The sequence below is a fragment of the Bradyrhizobium sp. AZCC 1693 genome (genome assembly GCF_036924745.1).
GTDB lineage: Bacteria > Pseudomonadota > Alphaproteobacteria > Rhizobiales > Xanthobacteraceae > Bradyrhizobium.
The window spans coordinates 3,218,709-3,236,294 of sequence record NZ_JAZHSD010000001.1; the positions used below are offsets into that span (position 1 = coordinate 3,218,709).

At 63.0% G+C, this 17,586-nt stretch carries 17 protein-coding genes; 7 read left to right on the forward strand and 10 right to left on the reverse strand.

Features of this window, described 5'->3' with window-relative positions; all coding sequences use genetic code 11:
• Positions 1-14 precede the first annotated feature (14 nt).
• A complete protein-coding gene (zigA, locus tag V1293_RS15360; RefSeq protein ID WP_334510741.1) occupies positions 15-1,220 on the reverse strand; it encodes a zinc metallochaperone GTPase ZigA in 1,206 nt (401 codons plus the stop codon).
• 301 nt (positions 1,221-1,521) lie between these two features.
• Here zigA and V1293_RS15365 point away from each other — a divergent pair, with 301 nt between their 5' ends.
• From V1293_RS15365 to V1293_RS15375, 3 genes are all read left to right on the forward strand, one after another.
• A complete protein-coding gene (locus V1293_RS15365) occupies positions 1,522-1,923 on the forward strand; it encodes a DUF2946 family protein (RefSeq protein WP_334510742.1) in 402 nt (133 codons plus the stop codon).
• A gap of 105 nt (positions 1,924-2,028) precedes the next feature.
• Positions 2,029-4,413, forward strand: a complete 2,385-nt coding sequence (locus tag V1293_RS15370) for a TonB-dependent receptor (protein ID WP_334510743.1) — start codon at positions 2,029-2,031, stop codon at positions 4,411-4,413.
• 115 nt (positions 4,414-4,528) lie between these two features.
• Positions 4,529-6,319, forward strand: coding sequence for a cation:proton antiporter domain-containing protein (locus tag V1293_RS15375; RefSeq protein ID WP_334510744.1), 1,791 nt, complete (start codon positions 4,529-4,531; stop codon positions 6,317-6,319).
• Between the two features lie 50 nt (positions 6,320-6,369).
• Here the strand turns inward: V1293_RS15375 and V1293_RS15380 are convergent, their stop codons facing one another.
• From V1293_RS15380 to V1293_RS15395, 4 genes are all read right to left on the reverse strand, one after another.
• Positions 6,370-6,882 carry a GNAT family N-acetyltransferase gene (locus V1293_RS15380; RefSeq protein WP_334510745.1) on the reverse strand — a complete coding sequence of 171 codons (513 nt, stop codon included), beginning with the start codon at positions 6,880-6,882 and terminating at the stop codon, positions 6,370-6,372.
• Between the two features lie 68 nt (positions 6,883-6,950).
• A complete protein-coding gene (locus V1293_RS15385; RefSeq protein ID WP_334510746.1) occupies positions 6,951-7,886 on the reverse strand; it encodes a glycosyltransferase family 2 protein in 936 nt (311 codons plus the stop codon).
• 47 nt (positions 7,887-7,933) lie between these two features.
• The gene (locus tag V1293_RS15390) at positions 7,934-9,085 is read right to left on the reverse strand and encodes a hypothetical protein (protein ID WP_334510747.1); all 1,152 of its coding nucleotides are present in this window, start codon (positions 9,083-9,085) and stop codon (positions 7,934-7,936) included.
• Between the two features lie 60 nt (positions 9,086-9,145).
• A complete protein-coding gene (locus V1293_RS15395; protein ID WP_334510748.1) occupies positions 9,146-9,634 on the reverse strand; it encodes an NUDIX domain-containing protein in 489 nt (162 codons plus the stop codon).
• Between the two features lie 95 nt (positions 9,635-9,729).
• Here V1293_RS15395 and V1293_RS15400 point away from each other — a divergent pair, with 95 nt between their 5' ends.
• Positions 9,730-10,620, forward strand: a complete 891-nt coding sequence (locus V1293_RS15400; protein ID WP_334510749.1) for a metallophosphoesterase family protein — start codon at positions 9,730-9,732, stop codon at positions 10,618-10,620.
• Positions 10,621-10,652: 32 nt separating this feature from the next.
• Here the strand turns inward: V1293_RS15400 and V1293_RS15405 are convergent, their stop codons facing one another.
• The 4 genes from V1293_RS15405 to V1293_RS15420 form a co-directional block, all read right to left on the reverse strand.
• A complete protein-coding gene (locus V1293_RS15405) occupies positions 10,653-11,354 on the reverse strand; it encodes a glycine-rich domain-containing protein (RefSeq protein ID WP_334510750.1) in 702 nt (233 codons plus the stop codon).
• Positions 11,355-11,378: 24 nt separating this feature from the next.
• On the reverse strand, positions 11,379-11,936 hold the full coding sequence (locus V1293_RS15410) for a hypothetical protein (protein ID WP_334510751.1): 558 nt from the start codon (positions 11,934-11,936) through the stop codon (positions 11,379-11,381).
• 265 nt (positions 11,937-12,201) lie between these two features.
• Positions 12,202-12,411, reverse strand: a complete 210-nt coding sequence (locus V1293_RS15415) for a DUF4170 domain-containing protein (protein ID WP_057850593.1) — start codon at positions 12,409-12,411, stop codon at positions 12,202-12,204.
• Positions 12,412-12,430: 19 nt separating this feature from the next.
• Positions 12,431-14,068, reverse strand: a complete 1,638-nt coding sequence (locus V1293_RS15420) for an isocitrate lyase (RefSeq protein ID WP_334510753.1) — start codon at positions 14,066-14,068, stop codon at positions 12,431-12,433.
• 346 nt (positions 14,069-14,414) lie between these two features.
• Between V1293_RS15420 and V1293_RS15425 the strand changes: the two genes are divergently transcribed.
• The 3 genes from V1293_RS15425 (at position 14,415) to V1293_RS15435 (ending at position 16,993) form a co-directional block, all read left to right on the forward strand.
• The gene (locus V1293_RS15425; RefSeq protein ID WP_334510754.1) at positions 14,415-15,860 is read left to right on the forward strand and encodes a helix-turn-helix domain-containing protein; all 1,446 of its coding nucleotides are present in this window, start codon (positions 14,415-14,417) and stop codon (positions 15,858-15,860) included.
• 329 nt (positions 15,861-16,189) lie between these two features.
• Positions 16,190-16,438: a hypothetical protein gene (locus V1293_RS15430; protein WP_334510755.1), complete on the forward strand. Its 249-nt coding sequence runs from the start codon at positions 16,190-16,192 to the stop codon at positions 16,436-16,438.
• Positions 16,439-16,702: 264 nt separating this feature from the next.
• The gene (locus tag V1293_RS15435; RefSeq protein ID WP_334510756.1) at positions 16,703-16,993 is read left to right on the forward strand and encodes a hypothetical protein; all 291 of its coding nucleotides are present in this window, start codon (positions 16,703-16,705) and stop codon (positions 16,991-16,993) included.
• A 163-nt stretch (positions 16,994-17,156) separates the two neighbouring features.
• On the opposite strand, the gene V1293_RS15440 is transcribed toward V1293_RS15435, so the two are convergent.
• Positions 17,157-17,576, reverse strand: a complete 420-nt coding sequence (locus V1293_RS15440) for a VOC family protein (protein ID WP_334510757.1) — start codon at positions 17,574-17,576, stop codon at positions 17,157-17,159.
• Positions 17,577-17,586 lie beyond the last annotated feature (10 nt).

Here is a 17,586-nt window from a genome sequence, read left to right on the forward strand (position 1 = left end):
GCCCGCAGATCGCTCTACGCAGCCTCGTCCGCGCGCCGCCATTTCGGGAATGGATCGACGAGGCCGGACCATTCCGCGATTCGCATTCCCGGTTTTCCCGGTACAAGGCACGCGTCAAGCCGTGCCGATATCGCCGCCTGATCCATACTCGTGCCGATGAAGACGATCTCCTGCCGGCGGTCGCCATACACCTCGCTCCAGTTCTTCTTGAGCGATTGCCGCCAGAACGGATCGTCTGGCCAGCGATCGGCCGGCACGTTCGCCCACCAAAATCCCAGCCCCTCGGTTCTGACGATCGCGCCGGCTTGGCTCAGCTCACCAAGCCATTGCGGGCGAGTTGCGATCCAGAAATGTCCCTTGGCGCGGATGACGCCTGGCCAGCTTTCCTGCAGGAATTGATGAAATTTCGCAGGGTTAAACGGCCGACGCGCGCGATAGACGAAATTCTCGACGCCATATTCTTCGGTCTCAGGCGTATGGTCTGCAAAACCATAAAGCTCCTTGAACCACAGGGGGTGTTGCTGCGCGCGTTCGAAGTCGAAGCGACAGGTATTGAGTATGCGCTCCAGCGGCACATTGGAGAAATTGGTCTCGATGATATCGGCCTCGGGATTCAGAGAGCGGATGATCATCCGGGCGGAGTCGCGTTGTCCCGGCGACGCCGCATCGATCTTGTTGAGCACGATCACGTCGGCAAATTCGATCTGCTCGACCAGCAGATCCACCAGTGTGCGCCTGTCGCCTTCGAGCCACTCGCCGCGATCCTTCAGGAAAACGGTGGAAGAATAGTTTTGCAGCAGGTTGACGGCGTCGACGACGGTGACCATCGTGTCGAGCATGGACACGTCGGACAGGCTTTCTCCTTCTTCCGAGCGGAAGTCGAAGGTCGCAGCTACCGGAAGTGGCTCGGAAATCCCGGTCGACTCGATCAGCAGGTAATCGAACCGCTCACTCTCGGCCAACGCGCGCACTTCCTTGAGCAGATCATCGCGCAGCGTGCAGCAGATGCAGCCGTTGGTCATCTCCACCAGCTTTTCGTCAGTCCGTGAGAGGTTCGCACCGCCATCTCGCACCAGGTCGGCATCGATGTTCACCTCGCTCATGTCGTTCACAATCACCGCCACCTTCAGGCCCTGGCGATTGTTGAGCACGTGGTTCAGCAAAGTTGTCTTTCCAGCCCCGAGGAAGCCGGACAAGACGGTGACGGGGAGTTTTCGCATGGAGATCAAAAAGCCTCTTCAGTTTGCGGGGCCCTAACCGGGAAAGACGGCGCATAGGTTCCATCAGCCATTGTTATGTTATAACATAACATCAACATCGAAAGCTCTGTCAATCGCTCGCCATATGCTCCATGGCGGCTCGGGCTCCGGTGTTGCGCAAATCCCACACCATCGCGCCATTTGTTGGACGACAGCAAGGATCGCGATTGACACTCCGCCGTCTTTCTCGATTGTTACAATGTAACATCGGCTGGCCAAAGATGCTTTGGACTGCTGCCCCGGGGACAAGGCGTAAAGCATCGTGAACTGGTTCCGAAAACACGTGAAAACCGGCTCGCGGCTGGCGCTGTTTGCGCTTGCGATCCAGTTTGCGCTGTCGTTCGGACATTTCCACGGGCAAGTCGCTCGCGCTGCTCAGGCCGGGTTGGCCGATGCGGATCTCGCCATTGCCGCTACGCTGGCCGAGCAAGCGGCGCGGTCCGAAGCTGCACAGCAGCCTTCCAACCACGATACCGACCAGCCAACTTCCGACTGCGCGATCTGCGCCGTTCTCTCGCTGGCCAACAATTTCCTGCTCGCCACGCCTCCGTTGCTGGAACTGCCGCAGGCGGCCGAGCTTTTGCACCTGACGACCGGCGCCGAGTTCGCGCACCTCGGCTCGTTTCATCGCGCGTTCCAGTCCCGCGCGCCTCCCGTCTCCTGACATCGATTGATTGATGCGCCCCTGAGGGAGAGCCGCGCCACTCGCGGTTTCCCAGGGAAAAATCGAAATCGATCCGTCGCACATCGACGGAATCAGGATGGGAAAATGACATTCAAGAAGAAACGAGCGTTCCATTACGGTGGAGCAAGCTGGCTATTGCTATGCGCGATGGCCGACGGCGCGATGGCACAGGCCACGCCACCGGCATCAACGCAACTGCCTGAGATCACGGTGACGGCGCCAAGCCCGATCGTGCGGCGTAAGCCTGCACCATCGAGAGCGCCGGCGCGCGTTGCCCGCGCAGCGCCCGGCCAAAATCGCGAACGTGCGCCGGAGCCCCAGGCCACGCCGGTCGCCGCCGCGCCCCAACAGGGCGTGCTGCCTGTCGTGACCGATCAGTTCGCGACCGTCACGGTCGTGCCAAACGAGGAAATCCGCCGTTCCGGCGGCGCGACGCTCGGCGATCTCCTGTTCTCCAAACCCGGCATCACCGGCTCCAGCTTCGCGCCGGGCGCCTCTAGCCGGCCGATCATCCGGGGACTCGACGTCAACCGCGTCGGCATCGTGGAAAACGGCACCGGCGGCGGCGGCGTCTCCGACCTCGGCGAGGATCATTTCGTCCCCATCGATCCCCTCGCCACCAATCAGGTCGAAGTCGTGCGCGGGCCGGCAGCCTTGCGCTACGGCTCGACCTCGATCGGCGGCGTCGTCAGCGCGACCAACAACCGCATTCCGGAGGCCCTGCCCTCCTGCCCGGCGGCGCCGTTCCAGAGCTACGGGCTGCCAGTAAAAGCGCCGCTGGCGGAGGTGCAATCCTCGGGCTGCGTCACCGTCGAGACCCGCACCGCCGTCAGTTCGGTCGATCGCGGTGTCGAAGGCGGCATCCTGCTCGATGCCGGCGGCGGCAATTTCGCGGTTCATGCCGACGCCTATGGCCGCAAGGCCGGCGATTACAACATACCGGGCTATCCCTACCTGTTCGACCAGACGCGGCCCGTCAACGGAAGGCAACCGAACTCTGCCGCGCAAGCCGACGGCGCTTCGGTCGGCGGCTCCTACATCTTCCATGGCGGCTTCATCGGCGCCGCGATCACGCAAAACGATTCGCTGTACCGCATCCCCGGCATCGACGGCGCCGATCACCAGACCCGGATCGATGCGCACCAGACCAAGTTCTCGGCCAAGGGCGAATACCGGCCGGACGCAGCGGCGATCGATGCCGTCAGGTTCTGGGCGGCTGCGACGGACTACAAGCACAACGAGATCGGCCTCGCCGATCCCGCCGACCTCTCGTCATTGGGCGTGCGCCAGACCTTCACCAACAAGGAGCAGGAAGGCCGCGTCGAGGTGCAGATGGCGCCGTTCAATGCGCGCTTTGCCGCCGTCACCACCGCGTTCGGCCTGCAGGCAAGCCACCAGCAACTGACCGCGCCAAGCCCGGACGATCCGGGCAGCCCGCTCAACGGATTGTGGGATCCCAACAGGAACACCAAGGTCGCGGGCTACGTGTTCAACGAGTTCAAGTTCAGCGAGACCACCAAGGCGCAGATCGCCGGCCGCATCGAGCATGTCAGCCTCAGCGGGACAACGCCTTCGTTCATTCCCGAGCTGTTCGACCTCAACGCCAATCCCGGCGATATCGGGCCACCGGTCGCCCGCAACCTGAATTTCACGCCGAAGAGCGCCAGCATCGGCCTGATCCAAGATTTACCGGGTCAACTGGTTGCCAGCGTCACCGCTCAATATGTCGAGCGCGCGCCGAAGCCCGCGGAATTGTTTTCGCGCGGCGGACATGACGCGACCGGCACGTTCGACATCGGCAATCCCAATCTCGGCATCGAAACCGCCAAGACGATCGAGATCGGATTGCGGAAGGCGACAGGGCCTTTCAGGTTCGAGGCAACCGCCTACTACACCAAATTCAATGGCTTCATTTATCGCCGTCTCACCGGCAACACCTGCGAGGATGTCGCCTGTGTCGGCCCCGCCGATCCGGCTGCTCCGCTCGAATTGAACCAGGCGATCTATTCGCAACGCGACGCCACCTTCCGCGGCGGCGAGTTCCAGAGCCAGTTGGACGTCGGACCGCTCAACGGCGGCATCTGGGGCATCGAGAACCAGTTCGACGTCGTGCGCGCGACCTTCAGCGACGGCACTAATGTCCCGCGCATCCCGCCGGTGCGCGTCGGCGGCGGGCTCTTCTGGCGTGACGCCAACTGGCTGACACGGATCAACCTGCTGCACGCCTTTGCGCAGAACGATATCGCTCCGATCGGCGAGACGCCGACCGCGGGCTATAATCTGCTGAAGGCGGAGGTCAGTTACCGCACGAAACTCGATCCGACCTGGTTCGGCGCGCGGGAAATGACGGTCGGACTCGTCGGCAACAACCTGTTGAACGAGAACATCCGCAATTCGGTGTCCTACACCAAGGACCAGGTGCTGATGCCGGGCCTTGGCGTGCGCGCGTTCGCCAACCTGAAATTCTAGGATGCGCGCTCATGGGTGGCGTTAGCCGGTCGTACCGGCTAACGTCTGCATGACGGTGGCTATCGGGATCGATCCTCCGTTACATGTATCGCACCCGCCGGACGAACAGGGATAGATGCCTGCGCCGATCAATGTTCACGTCTATAGCGACGCTCTCGTCTTGCTCGGCACCGCCGGCGTGGTCATTCCCTTGGTGCGGCGGTTCGGCCTCAATCCCGTCCTGGGCTATCTCGGCGCCGGTGCGATCCTCGGTCCCCTCGGGTTGGGATCGTTCATCGGAAGCTTTCCGTTTCTCTATTGGTTGACCGTCGTCGACGCCAAGAACGTCTCCGGCATTGCCGACCTCGGTATCGTGTTCCTGCTGTTCCTGATCGGCATGGAACTGTCGTACGAGCGCCTGAAGTCGATGCGCCGCCTGGTCTTTGGGCTCGGCGGCTCGCAGATCGTGCTTTCGACTGCGGTGATCGGCGGTATCGCCGCCCTTGTGGGCAACAAGCCTCCGGTCGCGCTCATCCTCGGTGCATGCCTCGCGCTGTCCTCAACCGCCATCGTCGTCGAGGTGCTTTCCAGACAGGGGCGACTGAACACCACTGCGGGCCGGGCCAGCTTCGCAACCTTGCTGGCGCAGGATCTGGCAGTGGCTCCGCTCCTGCTTTTCATTTCGATCTTCGGCACTGGCGAGGCCGGTTCGGTCGTCGCTACACTGATCCTGGCGCTGACGAACGCCGCGCTTGCACTCGGAGTGATCGTCATTGTGGGTCGCGTCGTGATGCGTCCCCTTTTCCGTCTGGTCGCATCAGCCGGCATGAGCGATTTGTTCGTGGCGACGACGCTGTTCGTGATCGTCGCAACCGGGGTCGCCGCAGCCGTGGCCGGGTTTTCAATGGCGCTTGGCGCCTTTGTCGCCGGCCTGCTGCTTGCCGAGACTGAATTTCGCAAGGCGATCGAGACCGCCATCGATCCCTTCAAGGGCCTTTTGCTCGGCCTGTTCTTTTTCACGGTCGGCATGAACATCGATTTCCGCGAGCTTGCCCGCGATCCGGTCTGGCTGATTGCCGGCGCCGTTGGGCTCATTGCGGTGAAATCGGTCATCCTGATCGGCCTCGCCCGGCTGTTTCGTCTTTCCTGGCGCGCGGCCATCGAAACGGGCCTCCTGCTCGGCCCGGGCGGCGAGTTCGCCTTCGTCGCGATCGGCATGGCGACAACGCTCGGTCTGATCGATGCCAAGGTGTCGAGTTTCACGGTCGCGCTGACGTCGCTGACCATGGTGCTCATTCCCGCGCTTTCCCATGTCGCGCGGCGGCTCGCGCCGATGGTGCGCGAAGACAAACCATTCGATCCCGAACTTGCCGTTGCGCCGAGCGGCGGGACCAACCATGCCATTGTCATCGGACATGGCCGGGTCGGACAAGTCGTCTGCACCATGCTCGATCGGCACAAATTCCAGTACATTGCCGTCGACAATGACGCTGCGGCCGTGCCGGAGCAGCGCAGACAGGGACGCACCGTCTATTACGGCGATGCGACCAATCCGGAGTTTTTGAAGAGTTGCGGCCTCATGGACGCAGCGGCGGTCATCGTCACCATCGGCGAAGCCAAAGGCATCGACGAAATCGTCGCCCAGGTCCGTGCACTCAGAGAAGACATGCTGGTGGTGTCGCGCGCCCGCGACGCCGAGCATGCGCGGCATCTTTATCAGATCGGTGTCACCGACGCGGTGCCCGAGACCATCGAGGCAAGCTTGTTGTTATCGGAAGCGGCCCTGATCGGCCTCGGCGTGGCCATGGGACTGGTCGTCGCGTCCATCCACGAAAAGCGCGAGGAATTCCGGCACGAATTGCAGCAGGCCGCGAGAGGGACCCGGCCTGCCGCAGAGACGACCGGCGTCCGGAAACCGTCTCGCTGACCTGAGACCGACGCCGGGCCGTGTCCACCGTCCCGGCCGATATTGCTGCTCTACCGCGCCTTGCTCCAGTCCGGCCGGATCTCGCCGGAGACGCCCTCGAACGCGCCCTCGACCAGTTCCGCCACCAAAAGGCGGCTGTAGTCGACCGGGCCCGGCATGATCACCTGCCCCTTCGGGATGACCTTGAAGCCGACGCGGCTGTAATAGGGTTCGTCGCCGACCAGAATGACGAGCCGATGGCCCTTGGCCTTGGCGTCCTGCAGCGAGCGATCGAGCAGCATGCGCCCGACGCCGCGCTTTCGAAACGGCGGCTCGACCGTCAACGGCCCGAGCATCAGGGCCGGCGTGTCGCCGATGCAGATCGGCAATTGCCGCACCGAGCCGACCAGCAATGTGCCGATCCTCGCCGTGAACGAGAGGTCGAGCAGGTGATCGACATGCTCGCGCAGGCGGTACGCGCTCAGCACGAAACGGCCGGGACCGAATGTGCGCTCGTGCAGGCGTTCGATCGCCTGCGCGTCCTTTGGTGTTTCGGCCAGAATGGTGACGTCGAGTTCGCTCATGATGGGGCGCGGGATAGCATCTGGCGGCGGCGCGGTCCATTGCCGGAGGCGGCAATCCCCGTATTGCCTTAATCCATTTTGATGGCCGGCTGGGACAAGTAAGCCAAAAGCTTCATTTCGCGCCGGCCGCGCGTCACCGTATCCAGCACCAGCCCCGAGCTTACCGATAGCACTGCCACGATCATCAGGCCCATCGACAGCACCGCGGTCGGCAGCCGTGGAACGACGCCTTCCTCGAGAAAGGTGATGATCACGGGGATCGCGAGGCCAATCGAGACCAGCATCAGGAAGGCGCCGATGGCCGTGAAGAACCGCAGCGGCTTTTCCGACCGGTACAGCTTCAGGATGGTGCCAAGGATCCGGAAACCGTCGCGCCAGGTGTTGAGCTTGCTGAACGATCCCTCGGGGCGGGCAAAATAAGGTGTCTCGATTTCCATCACCGGCAGCGCCAGTTCAAGCGCGTGGACGCTGAGCTCGGTTTCGATCTCGAAACCGTCGGACAGCACCGGAAAGGATTTGACGAAGCGGCGCGAGAACACGCGGTAGCCGGAAAGGATATCCTTGAACGCCTGGCCGAATACCGCGGAGAGGAAACTCGTCAGCATCCAGTTGCCGGCGCGGTGGCCGGGCCGGTAGGCCGCGACCGACTGGTCGACGCGAAAGCCTACCACCATATCGAGGTGGTCGTTGACCAGCGCATCGATCATGCGCGGGGCGCTCGGCGCGTCATAGGTCGCGTCGCCGTCGACCAGCACATAGATGTCGGCATCGACATCGGCGAACATGCGCCGCACCACATGTCCCTTGCCCTGGCGGCGCTCGCTGCGCACGATGGCGCCGGCCGCGCGCGCCACCTCGACGGTGCGGTCCCTGGAATTATTGTCGTAGACGAAAATCTCAGCCGTCGGCAGCGCCTTGCGGAAATCGGAGACCACGGTGGCGACCGCGGCTTCCTCATTGAAGCACGGAACCAGAACCGCTACCCGCAGCGCAGGTGTCGTCATTGCCGGTTCACCGAATCAAGTCTGTCCATGGAGCATTTATACCGCAGTCAGGCTTTGGCCGGTTGAGGGAAGGCCGCACTGTCCGCGGCCCGTTCGCCGCGCAGATCGAGCGTTGCGAACAGCAAGGTCCAGAGCGAGAGCATGTCGATCGGAACGATATAATATGGCGTAAATATCGGATGGGTCATGAAGAAAATCAGGTTTACCGCGAGGTTTAGGGCCACCAGGAGGGCGACCTGTCTGGCGCGGCCTTGATCGAAGCGCCACAGCCAGGCGGTCCAGGCGGCCGATATCGCCAGCAAGGTAAACTGCACATCTACGAAATAGCTTAACAGGACGCTTGCATTCAGTTCGGGCGGCACGACGTCGACGCTGCCATAGGTCGTTGCGAACGGGCTCCCCGCATTGATCGCATTCGCGATCAGCGTCGGCGCTATTCCGATCACGAACGCCACACCGAACGAGAGACCATGCAGGAACGTTACCCTGCTTCTTGCGCGCAAGAAGGCGCCGGCAAGGTAGAGGCAATAACCCGCCGCCAGAAACAGGTTGGGCAAACGGAAATTGACGGAGAGGCCGATCAGCAGCCCAATCAGGGCTATCAGAAAGCGCCGATGCCGCGGCCGAGCCACGAAAAACGTCGCCGTCAACAACCCCGCAGCCGCGCAGACCATCATGGTTGGCGGCACCGAGTAACTCGCCTTGCTCGGGTTGATCATCAGGTAGAGCGCCGCGAAGCCGAACACCGCGGCCAGCGTGAGCGATACCGGCTCGCGTGCGCGGAACATCGCAAGCAGCGCAAATACGAAGATCGTGACATTGGCCAGCGCGTAGAGCGGGATTACCTGAAATCCGCTGGGAAACATCGCCAGCGCAAACCCGGTGCCGGGCGGGTATTGCATGACATGTTTGTCGGAAGCCGGAATGAAGGGATGACAGGGAGCGCGCTTCACGTCGTTCCATTCCGCGTAGCCGATCTCCTTCAACTTGTTTTTGAGATAGTGATCGTCGTCGAAAGTGACGTTGGTATCAATGCCGCGGAGGCCGAACCTCTCGAACAGGTGTGCCTGCCGCAGATAGCAGACGTCGTCATAGACGCCGCGGCTTTCGCTCCAGCGCGACATCGTCCAGATATTGCTCGCCAGCACCGCGAGCAGGCCGAAGCCGCAGAGGAGCTTGAAAATTTTCATCCTGCCCATGTCGAATCCTGTTTGCCCGCTTCTAGGCGCTGCAAGGGCGCGAAGCAACCGCGCCACCCGTCAGCGCCAGGTCGCAATCGGCGCCACACCGTCGAGAACTTCCGCTATCCGGAGCCGTGTACCCCTGGTTGTCTCCGCCGGCAGTGCACCTGCCGCATAAAACCCGCACTCCACGATCTCGTGGTTGGGTTTCGGCAGGCGGTCCTGCCGGAACTGCCTGACGACATAGACCGCGACGTGGTCGCGGCGGGAGACGTGGCCATTGAAGAACAGGCCGTGCAGGACCGGCTCCCCGGTCAGTTCGATCCGCCCCTCTTCCACGAGCTCCCGCCGCAAGGCTTCGAGAAGGGTTTCGCCGACCTCGACCCCGCCGCCCGGCAGGTGCCAGCCGGCGACATAGCTGTGCCTGACCAGGAACACCTTGTCGTCGCCATCGAGCACGACGCCGCGGACCCCGAGCGTCATGCCACGGGCCATCCGCCAATAGAGGTGGAAGGCCCGCCGCAATTGCGGTTCGAAACGTTTTCGCCAGTGCTGCAGCGCCGTCACGCAAACCTCGGATGGACAGCTATCACGTTTGATCCTTATATCCCCGACATGATCGTGCGACGGCTCTATATCACAGCAAGTGCGGCGGAGCGCGAATGACCGATACCTTCACGCTGGCGCATCTGTCCGATCCGCATCTGCCGCCGCTGCCCGCGGCGCGGCTTCGCGATCTCGCGGGCAAGCGCGCGCTCGGCTACCTCAACTGGACCCGCAACCGCCACAAATATCACCACCGCGAGGTGCTGGACGCGCTGGTCGCCGACATGCACGCGCAGCGGCCGGACCACATCGCGGTGACCGGCGATCTCGTCAACCTGGCGCTGGAGGCGGAGTTTACGCCGGCCCAGGCCTGGCTCGAAAGCGTCGGCACGCCGCAACAAGTCACGGTCGTTCCCGGCAATCACGACGCCTATGTGTGGGCGACGCGGCACCATTTCATCGGCACATTCGAGAAGTATCTGCGCGGCGATGCCGAGGCGGACGGAACGCGGTTTCCGTTCGTACGCCGGCGCGGCCCGCTGGCGCTGATCGGGGTGTCCTCGGCGGTGCCGACGCTGCCGCTGATGGCCACCGGCCGGCTTGGCCGCGCGCAGCTCGATGCGCTCGACCGCCATCTGGCGCAGATGTCCGCCGATGAGGTCTTCCGGGTGCTGCTGGTGCATCATCCCTTGCAATCGAGTTCGCGGATGAAGCGGCTTACCGATTCGAAGGCACTCCGTGCCGTGCTGAAGCGGCGCGGTGCGGAACTGGTGCTGCACGGCCACGACCACATCCATTCGACGATGTGGCTCGAAGGCGCCGACGGCCAGATCCCCGCGGTCGGCGTGCCGTCGGCCTCGGCGCTGGCGCACCGGCACTATCCGGCCGCGGCGTACAACCTGTTCTCGATCGCGCGCGAAGGCAACCGATGGCGCTGCGTGCAGACCGTGCGCGCCATCGACGCCGACTTCCGCGTCAAGCAGATCAAGCAGGCGACGCTGCTCTAGCGACAGTCCGCGCTCGCAATACGGCGACGTCCTCAATCCCCGCCGCCGCAACCGCCGCCCCCGTCGCCACCACCACCGCCGTCGCCGCCGCCGCTGTCACCGCTTACGTCGCTTCCGGTATCGCCAAATCCGTTCGAACTGCCATCGAACGACGTATCTGCGAAATCGCCGCCGCAATACGCAGCGCCGCTGCCGTTCTTGCGCAGCTCTTCGCAGTCGGGCTGATAGACGAACCCGTTTGCGATATTGAGCTTGCTGTCGAGCGCAAACAACAGCGGCAAGCGCGTCGGACGGACCGGATCGATGTTTTCGTATTTGCAGCAATACCACCAGACGCGGCGCAGGCCCTCGTTGCTCTTGCGATGCTCGCTGAGGACGACGGCGGGCGTGTGGTGGAGGAAGCCGCCGAACGCGCGCCGGCAAAACGCGTCGTAGTCGCGCGTGTACAGGATGAATTCGTGCCAGAGGTCGTCGGCGACCTGCGAGGGCATCGAGACGTGGCGCTTGCCGCTCATCAGGTAGGCGAGGAAAAATTGCCGCAAGCCCCGCGAGACCAGCGCGCTGTCCTTGCGCTCAAAGCCGGGGTGATGCTTCTGCAGCCGCTCGAGCAGGCCGCGCGGCCAGCGAAAGGTGCGGATGAATTCGGCGCGGCGCAGCTGAAGCCACCGCGGGACGATCGCGACCAACAGAGCCGCCCCGAGACCCATCAGCGCGAACGCGACAACCGGAGACATCAGGACTGCCCCGGTCCAGACTAATTACAGGCCACGCAACGCGGCATACAGCGCCAATCCGAACAGCGCCACCGCGCCCAGCAGGAAGCCGAGCACGAACATGCCGAAGCCGCGGCGGCGCGGCTTTTTCTCCACGGCCGGCTCGGCGGCCACCGGCGTTGCCACCATCGCGTGTTCGCGCTCGATCATGCGGCGCGCGACATAGCCGGTGACGGCATCGACGATGACGGGCACGTCATGCGACTCGGCGATCACGATGCGGCCGAAGCGCGTATCCTGCACGAAGCGGTAGATGCGCTTGTCGCGCCCCATCACGATATGCGCCACCACGTCGATCCACAGCCGCGGCGTCTCGCCCTGGCTGACGCCGCGATCGAACAGGTCGACCTGCTCCGGCACCTCGGCAAACAGCGGATCGAGCGCCTCGTTGAGGATCTCGAGCCGGGCGACCTCGGCATCGCGCAGTTCGACCACGACGCCGGTGCGGTCGGCCGCCTCGATGCGGGCCTGGCGGAGCGCGTCGCGCAGCCGCGTCGGTCGCATGTCGCGGGCCTCGTTGCCGGTGTTTTGCGCGTTTGACATCGTAAGCCGCCTTTATCCTGGGAGGGTGGGCCCGGTTAACCTAGCAGTAACTATGTTGCGCGCAATGGCTGTTTGTTTGCAATAGCTTAGCGGTCCACTGGGTTTCGGGTCTGCGGCGGCGACCCCTCACCCCTGCCCTCTAAGAGCGAGCTTCGCTCGTCTCGACCCCGTAAAGGACGGGGAGAGGGGGAAGCGTCAACGCAAACGGCCCCACCCGGTTTTCCGGATGGGGCCGCCTGTCCTTGGGCCGTTTCCTTAAGGTTTATCAGGCCGAGACGCGGGAGGGCTCTTCGACGATCGAAAAGCGTACCCCGGCCTTGTGGCGGTTCTCTTCCGAGACCGCGCGCCAGGCATCCTCGGCCTCTTTGCGGGTCTTGAAGGGTCCCTGTACCTGGGCCGAGCCTTCCACGAGCTTGTGGAAGTTCATCGATCCGAACTCGCCGCCAATCACCCAGAAATTGCTGCCTTTGGTCATTGTCAGTCTCCTTCCAGCGTTAGCCGAACTGGTTCATCGTGTTGTGGGCGCCGCCCGCCTTCAAGGCGGCTTCGCCGGCGAAATATTCCTTGTGATCGTCGCCGATATCGGAGCCGGCCATGTTCTGATGCTTGGCGCAGGCGATGCCCTGACGGATCTCCTGACGCTGAACATTCTTCACATAGCCCAGCATGCCCTGCTCGCCGAAATACTCCTTCGCGAGATTGTCAGTCGACAGAGCTGCCGTGTGATAGGTCGGCAACGTGATCAGATGGTGGAAGATGCCGGCACGCTTTGATGAATCGGCCTGGAAGGTGCGGATGCGCTCGTCGGCTTCAATGGCCAGTGGCGTATCGTCGTATTCCGGCTTCATCAGCTCGGCCCGATTGTACTTGCTGACATCCTTGCCGGCTTCCTTCATCGCGTCGTAGACCTGCCAACGGAAGTTGAGCGTCCAGTTGAACGAGGGCGAATTGTTGTAGGCCAGCTTCGCGTTCGGAACCACCTCGCGAATGCGGTCGACCATCTTGGCGATCTGCTCGATATGCGGCTTCTCGGTCTCGATCCACAGCAGGTCGGCGCCGTTCTGCAGCGAGGTGATGCTGTCGAGCACGCAGCGATCTTCGCCCGTGCCGGCACGGAACTGGTAGAGGTTGCTGGCAAGCCGCTTCGGACGCATCATCTTGCCGTTGCGGTTGATGATGACATCGCCGTTCCTGGCGTTGGCGGCCGTCACTTCCTCGCAATCCAGGAAGCTGTTGTACTGATCGCCGAGGTCGCCGGGCTGGTGGCTCACAGCGATCTGCTGCGTAAGGCCGGCACCGAGCGAGTCGGTGCGGGTCACGATGATGCCGTCTTCGACGCCCAGTTCGAGGAAGGCGTGGCGACAGGCCCGGATCTTCGCCAGGAACACCTCGTGCGGCACAGTCACCTTGCCGTCCTGGTGGCCGCACTGCTTTTCGTCGGAGACCTGATTTTCGATCTGCAGCGCGCACGCACCTGCTTCAATCATCTTCTTTGCGAGCAGATAGGTCGCCTCCGCATTGCCGAAACCAGCGTCGATGTCGGCGATGACGGGCACGACATGGGTCTGGAAGTTGTCGATCTTTTCGATCAACGCCTTTTCCTTGGCCTGGTCACCCGCCTTGCGAGCGGCGTCGAGGGCGCGGAAGGTATCGTTGAACTCGCGGGAGTCCGCCTGACGGAGGAAGGTGTAGAGCTCTTCGATCAGCGCCGGCACCGAGGTCTTCTCGTGCATCGATTGATCAGGAAGCGGTCCGAACTCGGAGCGAAGTGCTGCGATCATCCAGCCGGAGAGATACAGATAGCGGCGATCGGTCTTGCCGAAATGCTTCTTGACCGAAATCAGCTTCTGCTGCGCGATGAAGCCATGCCAGCAACCCAGCGACTGGGTGTACTTGGTGGGATCGGCGTCATAGGCAGCCATATCGCTGCGCATCAGCGCCGCGGTGTACCGGGCGATGTCGAGGCCGGTCTTGAAGCGGTTCTGCAGGCGCATGCGCGCCACGGCCTCGGCGGTAACGCCGTTCCAGGTCGGCTTGGTCTTGAGGAGCGCCTCGGCAGCTCCGACCTCGCTCAGATAGGAAGCCGGTCCCTGGATAGCCGGGTCGCTGATGCCACGTGGCTGATAGTTCATGTGCTTGATCCTTTAATCGACATTCGTGACAGTGCGTTGCGAAACGTGCTGAGAGCTAAACGCCAAACTTCCCAATTCGTATAGATACCTTGATTTCGAATGGTGATGTCATGTAACATATGAACTTGTCATATATGTTATTTTGTAAATCTTGTCACAAAAGGGCAGCGGAACTGCCCATTTCTCCCTCTCCCCGCTCCTCTTCGCGGGGGAGAGGGTCGGGGTGAGGGACTCTCTCCACGCATTCGACTCGCGGAGAGAGCCTCTCACCCGGCGCTGCGCGCCGACCTCTCCCCGTAAAGAACGGGGAGAGGCGGAACCCGTTGAAAGAGCTAGGAACCCTGCCATGGCCACCGACTCCGGAAAAAAGCTTTTCGTCGGCCCCCGCTTCCGGCGAATCCGGCAGCAACTCGGGCTGTCGCAGACCCAGATCGCCGAGGGGCTCGGGATTTCGCCGAGCTACGTCAACCTGATCGAGCGGAACCAGCGCCCGGTGACGGCGCAGATCCTGCTGCGGCTGGCCGAGACCTATGACCTCGATTTGCGCGATCTCGCCACCGCCGACGAGGACCGTTTTTTTGCCGAGCTGAACGAGATCTTCTCCGATCCGCTGTTCCGCCAGATCGACCTGCCGAAGCAGGAACTGCGCGACCTCGCCGAACTGTGCCCCGGCGTGACGCATTCCCTGCAACGGCTGTATGCCGCCTATACCGAGGCCCGCCGCGGCGAGACGCTGGTGGCGGCGCAGATGGCCGACCGCGACGAGGGCTCCCGCTTCGAGGCTAACCCGATCGAGCGCGTGCGCGACCTGATCGAGGCCAACCGCAACTATTTTCCGGAACTCGAACAGGCCGCGGAAAACCTGCGCGACGAGCTGAACGTCTCTGCGGAAGAACTGTTCGCGGCGCTTTCGGCGCGGCTGCGCGAAAAGCATTCGATCGTGACCCGCATCATGCCGGTTGACGTGATGCGCGAGACGTTGCGGCGGTTCGACCGGCATCGCCGGCAATTGCTGATCTCCGAACTGGTCGACGGCTCGGGCCGCGCGTTCCAGCTCGCGCTGCAGATTGGCCTCGCCGAATGCGGCGCCAGTATCGATTCCATCGTCAATCGCGCCGGCCCGCTCGACGACACGCCGCGGCGGCTCTATCGAATTACGCTGGCGAATTACTTCGCCGCCGCGGTGATGATGCCCTATCAGCCGTTCCACAGCGCGGCCGAGACGCTGAACTACGACGTCCACGTGCTGGCGCAGCGTTTCAACGCCGGCTTCGAGCAGGTGTGCCATCGCCTGACCACGCTGCAGCGGCCGAACGCGCGCGGCGTGCCGTTCTTCCTGCTGCGCGTCGACAATGCCGGCAACGTCTCGAAACGGTTTTCCTCCGGCACGTTTCCGTTCTCGAAGTTCGGCGGCACCTGCCCGCTGTGGAACGTGCATTCGACCTTCGACACGCCGGACCGCCTGCTCAAGCAGGTGATCGAACTGCCCGACGGCACGCGCTATTTCTCGATCGCGCAGATGGTGCGCCGCCCCGTGGCGCCGCACCCGCAGCCGCAGCCGCGCTTTGCGATCGGCCTGGGCTGCGAAATCCGCCATGCGGCAAAACTCGTCTATGCCGCGGGGATGGACCTGGAGAAGGCCGAGGGCACCCCGATCGGCGTCAACTGCCGGCTCTGCGAGCGCGAGAACTGCGCGCAGCGCGCCGAGCCGCCGATCACGCGGACGCTGATTTTGGACGAGAACACGCGGCGGGTGAGCTCGTTTGCGTTCTCGAATGCACGGGAGTTGTGAGGGCACCGTCTCTCTCACCACGTCGTCCCTGCGAACCGCAACACGCGCCCGGCGCTTTCGCGTCCACCGCAGCCCGGCCCAACGTTCGTGACGATCGCGATACGCCCCTCTTGCGGGCCGGGATGGCCGGAGTTGAGCACGCGGCGGATTGCGCTGTTGCTGATCCGCGCCTCGCGAGTTGCGCCACCTGAACACGAGATTTCGGCGCGAAGATGAAGGCTTGTTCATCAGCATTACATCATTACATCGGACCGCGGACGCAATCGGGAAAAAATGGAACATCAGCGCGAACGAGACGTTTGCTTGGTTTCCTACAACAGGAGAGACCAATGCTGAAAACGTTGATTACCGTGGCGACCGTGCTGCTGACGACGGCGGCGTTTGCACAGGGCACCACGAAGTCTCCGGGTTCCTCCGGGTACGCCCCGGGACAGAAGATGCAGAAGAGCACGACTTCGACCGCGCCGGGTGCGTCGGAATACGCGCCGGGACATCAGAAGAAAACGGCGAAGGGCCATTCGAAAAGCGCGCCGGGTCATCAGACGACAACCGGATCGGCTGCGAAGAAGACGTACTAGTTCTCCAACAGCGCGGCCCGGGAGCAATGCCGGGCCGTTTTGCGTGCGCGTGTCCGCAGGTTCGATCTTCTACAGGTCTCTGGCATCGGCGCAGTGCGATGCATCAATCGACCGCTTTCTCTCGCCGGAAAGCCGCTTCTGTGTCCCGCTGGTGACGATCACATTTAAAACGTGGGTATTCCTCAATTTTGCGATGGAACTGCCAAGCCGATTCGCTAGTTTGAAAGCAGCGATTCCCAGAACTCGCGGATGGATGCAGGCCCGATGTTGCGACGCGTCAAGCTGATGAACCCGTTCGAAATCGTCCAGGACCGGATCAGTCAGGACCGGATCAGTCAGGACCGGCCGCAGCCGGTCGAGCGGAAGGTGACCAATCGTGCCGCCCGCTCCACACCGGTCTGCGACGCCTGCGGTTCCGACGACATCATCTGCCACGCCACGGCGCAGTGGAGCAACGAGGCGCAGGAATGGCAGCTCGCCAACACCTTCAACCAGCCGGCGCGCTGCAACACCTGCCAGAAGGATTGCAACCTGGTGTGGCTGACACTGAACTAGGGCTGCGTTCACCTCGCGCATCACCAATTTGCCCCCAAGCGCTGTGGGTGACGCCGCGCTCGTCATGGCCGGGCTTGTCCCGGCCATCCACGTTTTGTCTTCGAGCCGCACAAAAAGACGTGGATGCCCGGGACAAGCCCGGGCATGACGGAGATGAGTCGCGTCAGATCTCCGCGTACACCTCCAGCAGGTTTCCGTCGGGATCCCTGAAGAACAGCGTGCGATGGCCGAAAGGCTGGTTGGTCGGCGGCTCAAGCAGATCGACGCCGTGCCGCACCAGCTCGTCGGCGCAGCGATCGACGTCATCAACCGCGACCTTGAAGGCGAGTTGCAGCGAAGCGCTGCCGGCAGGCGTCGGCGCATCCTTCGCCGTCCGGCCCGGCCGTGCCAAAGCGAGCGTGTTGCCGCCGATCTGATATTCGATCCATCCCGCCGACAGCTCGCGCGTCAGCGGAAAGCGGAGGATCTCTTCGTAGAAGCGGCGCATCGCCGCCATGTCGCGCACGAGGATAATGGTGTAGTCGACGGCGCGGATGGACTGGAAGGGTGAAGTGGAAGGGGGATTCGCGTTGCGCTCCCGCACGATTGCTTCC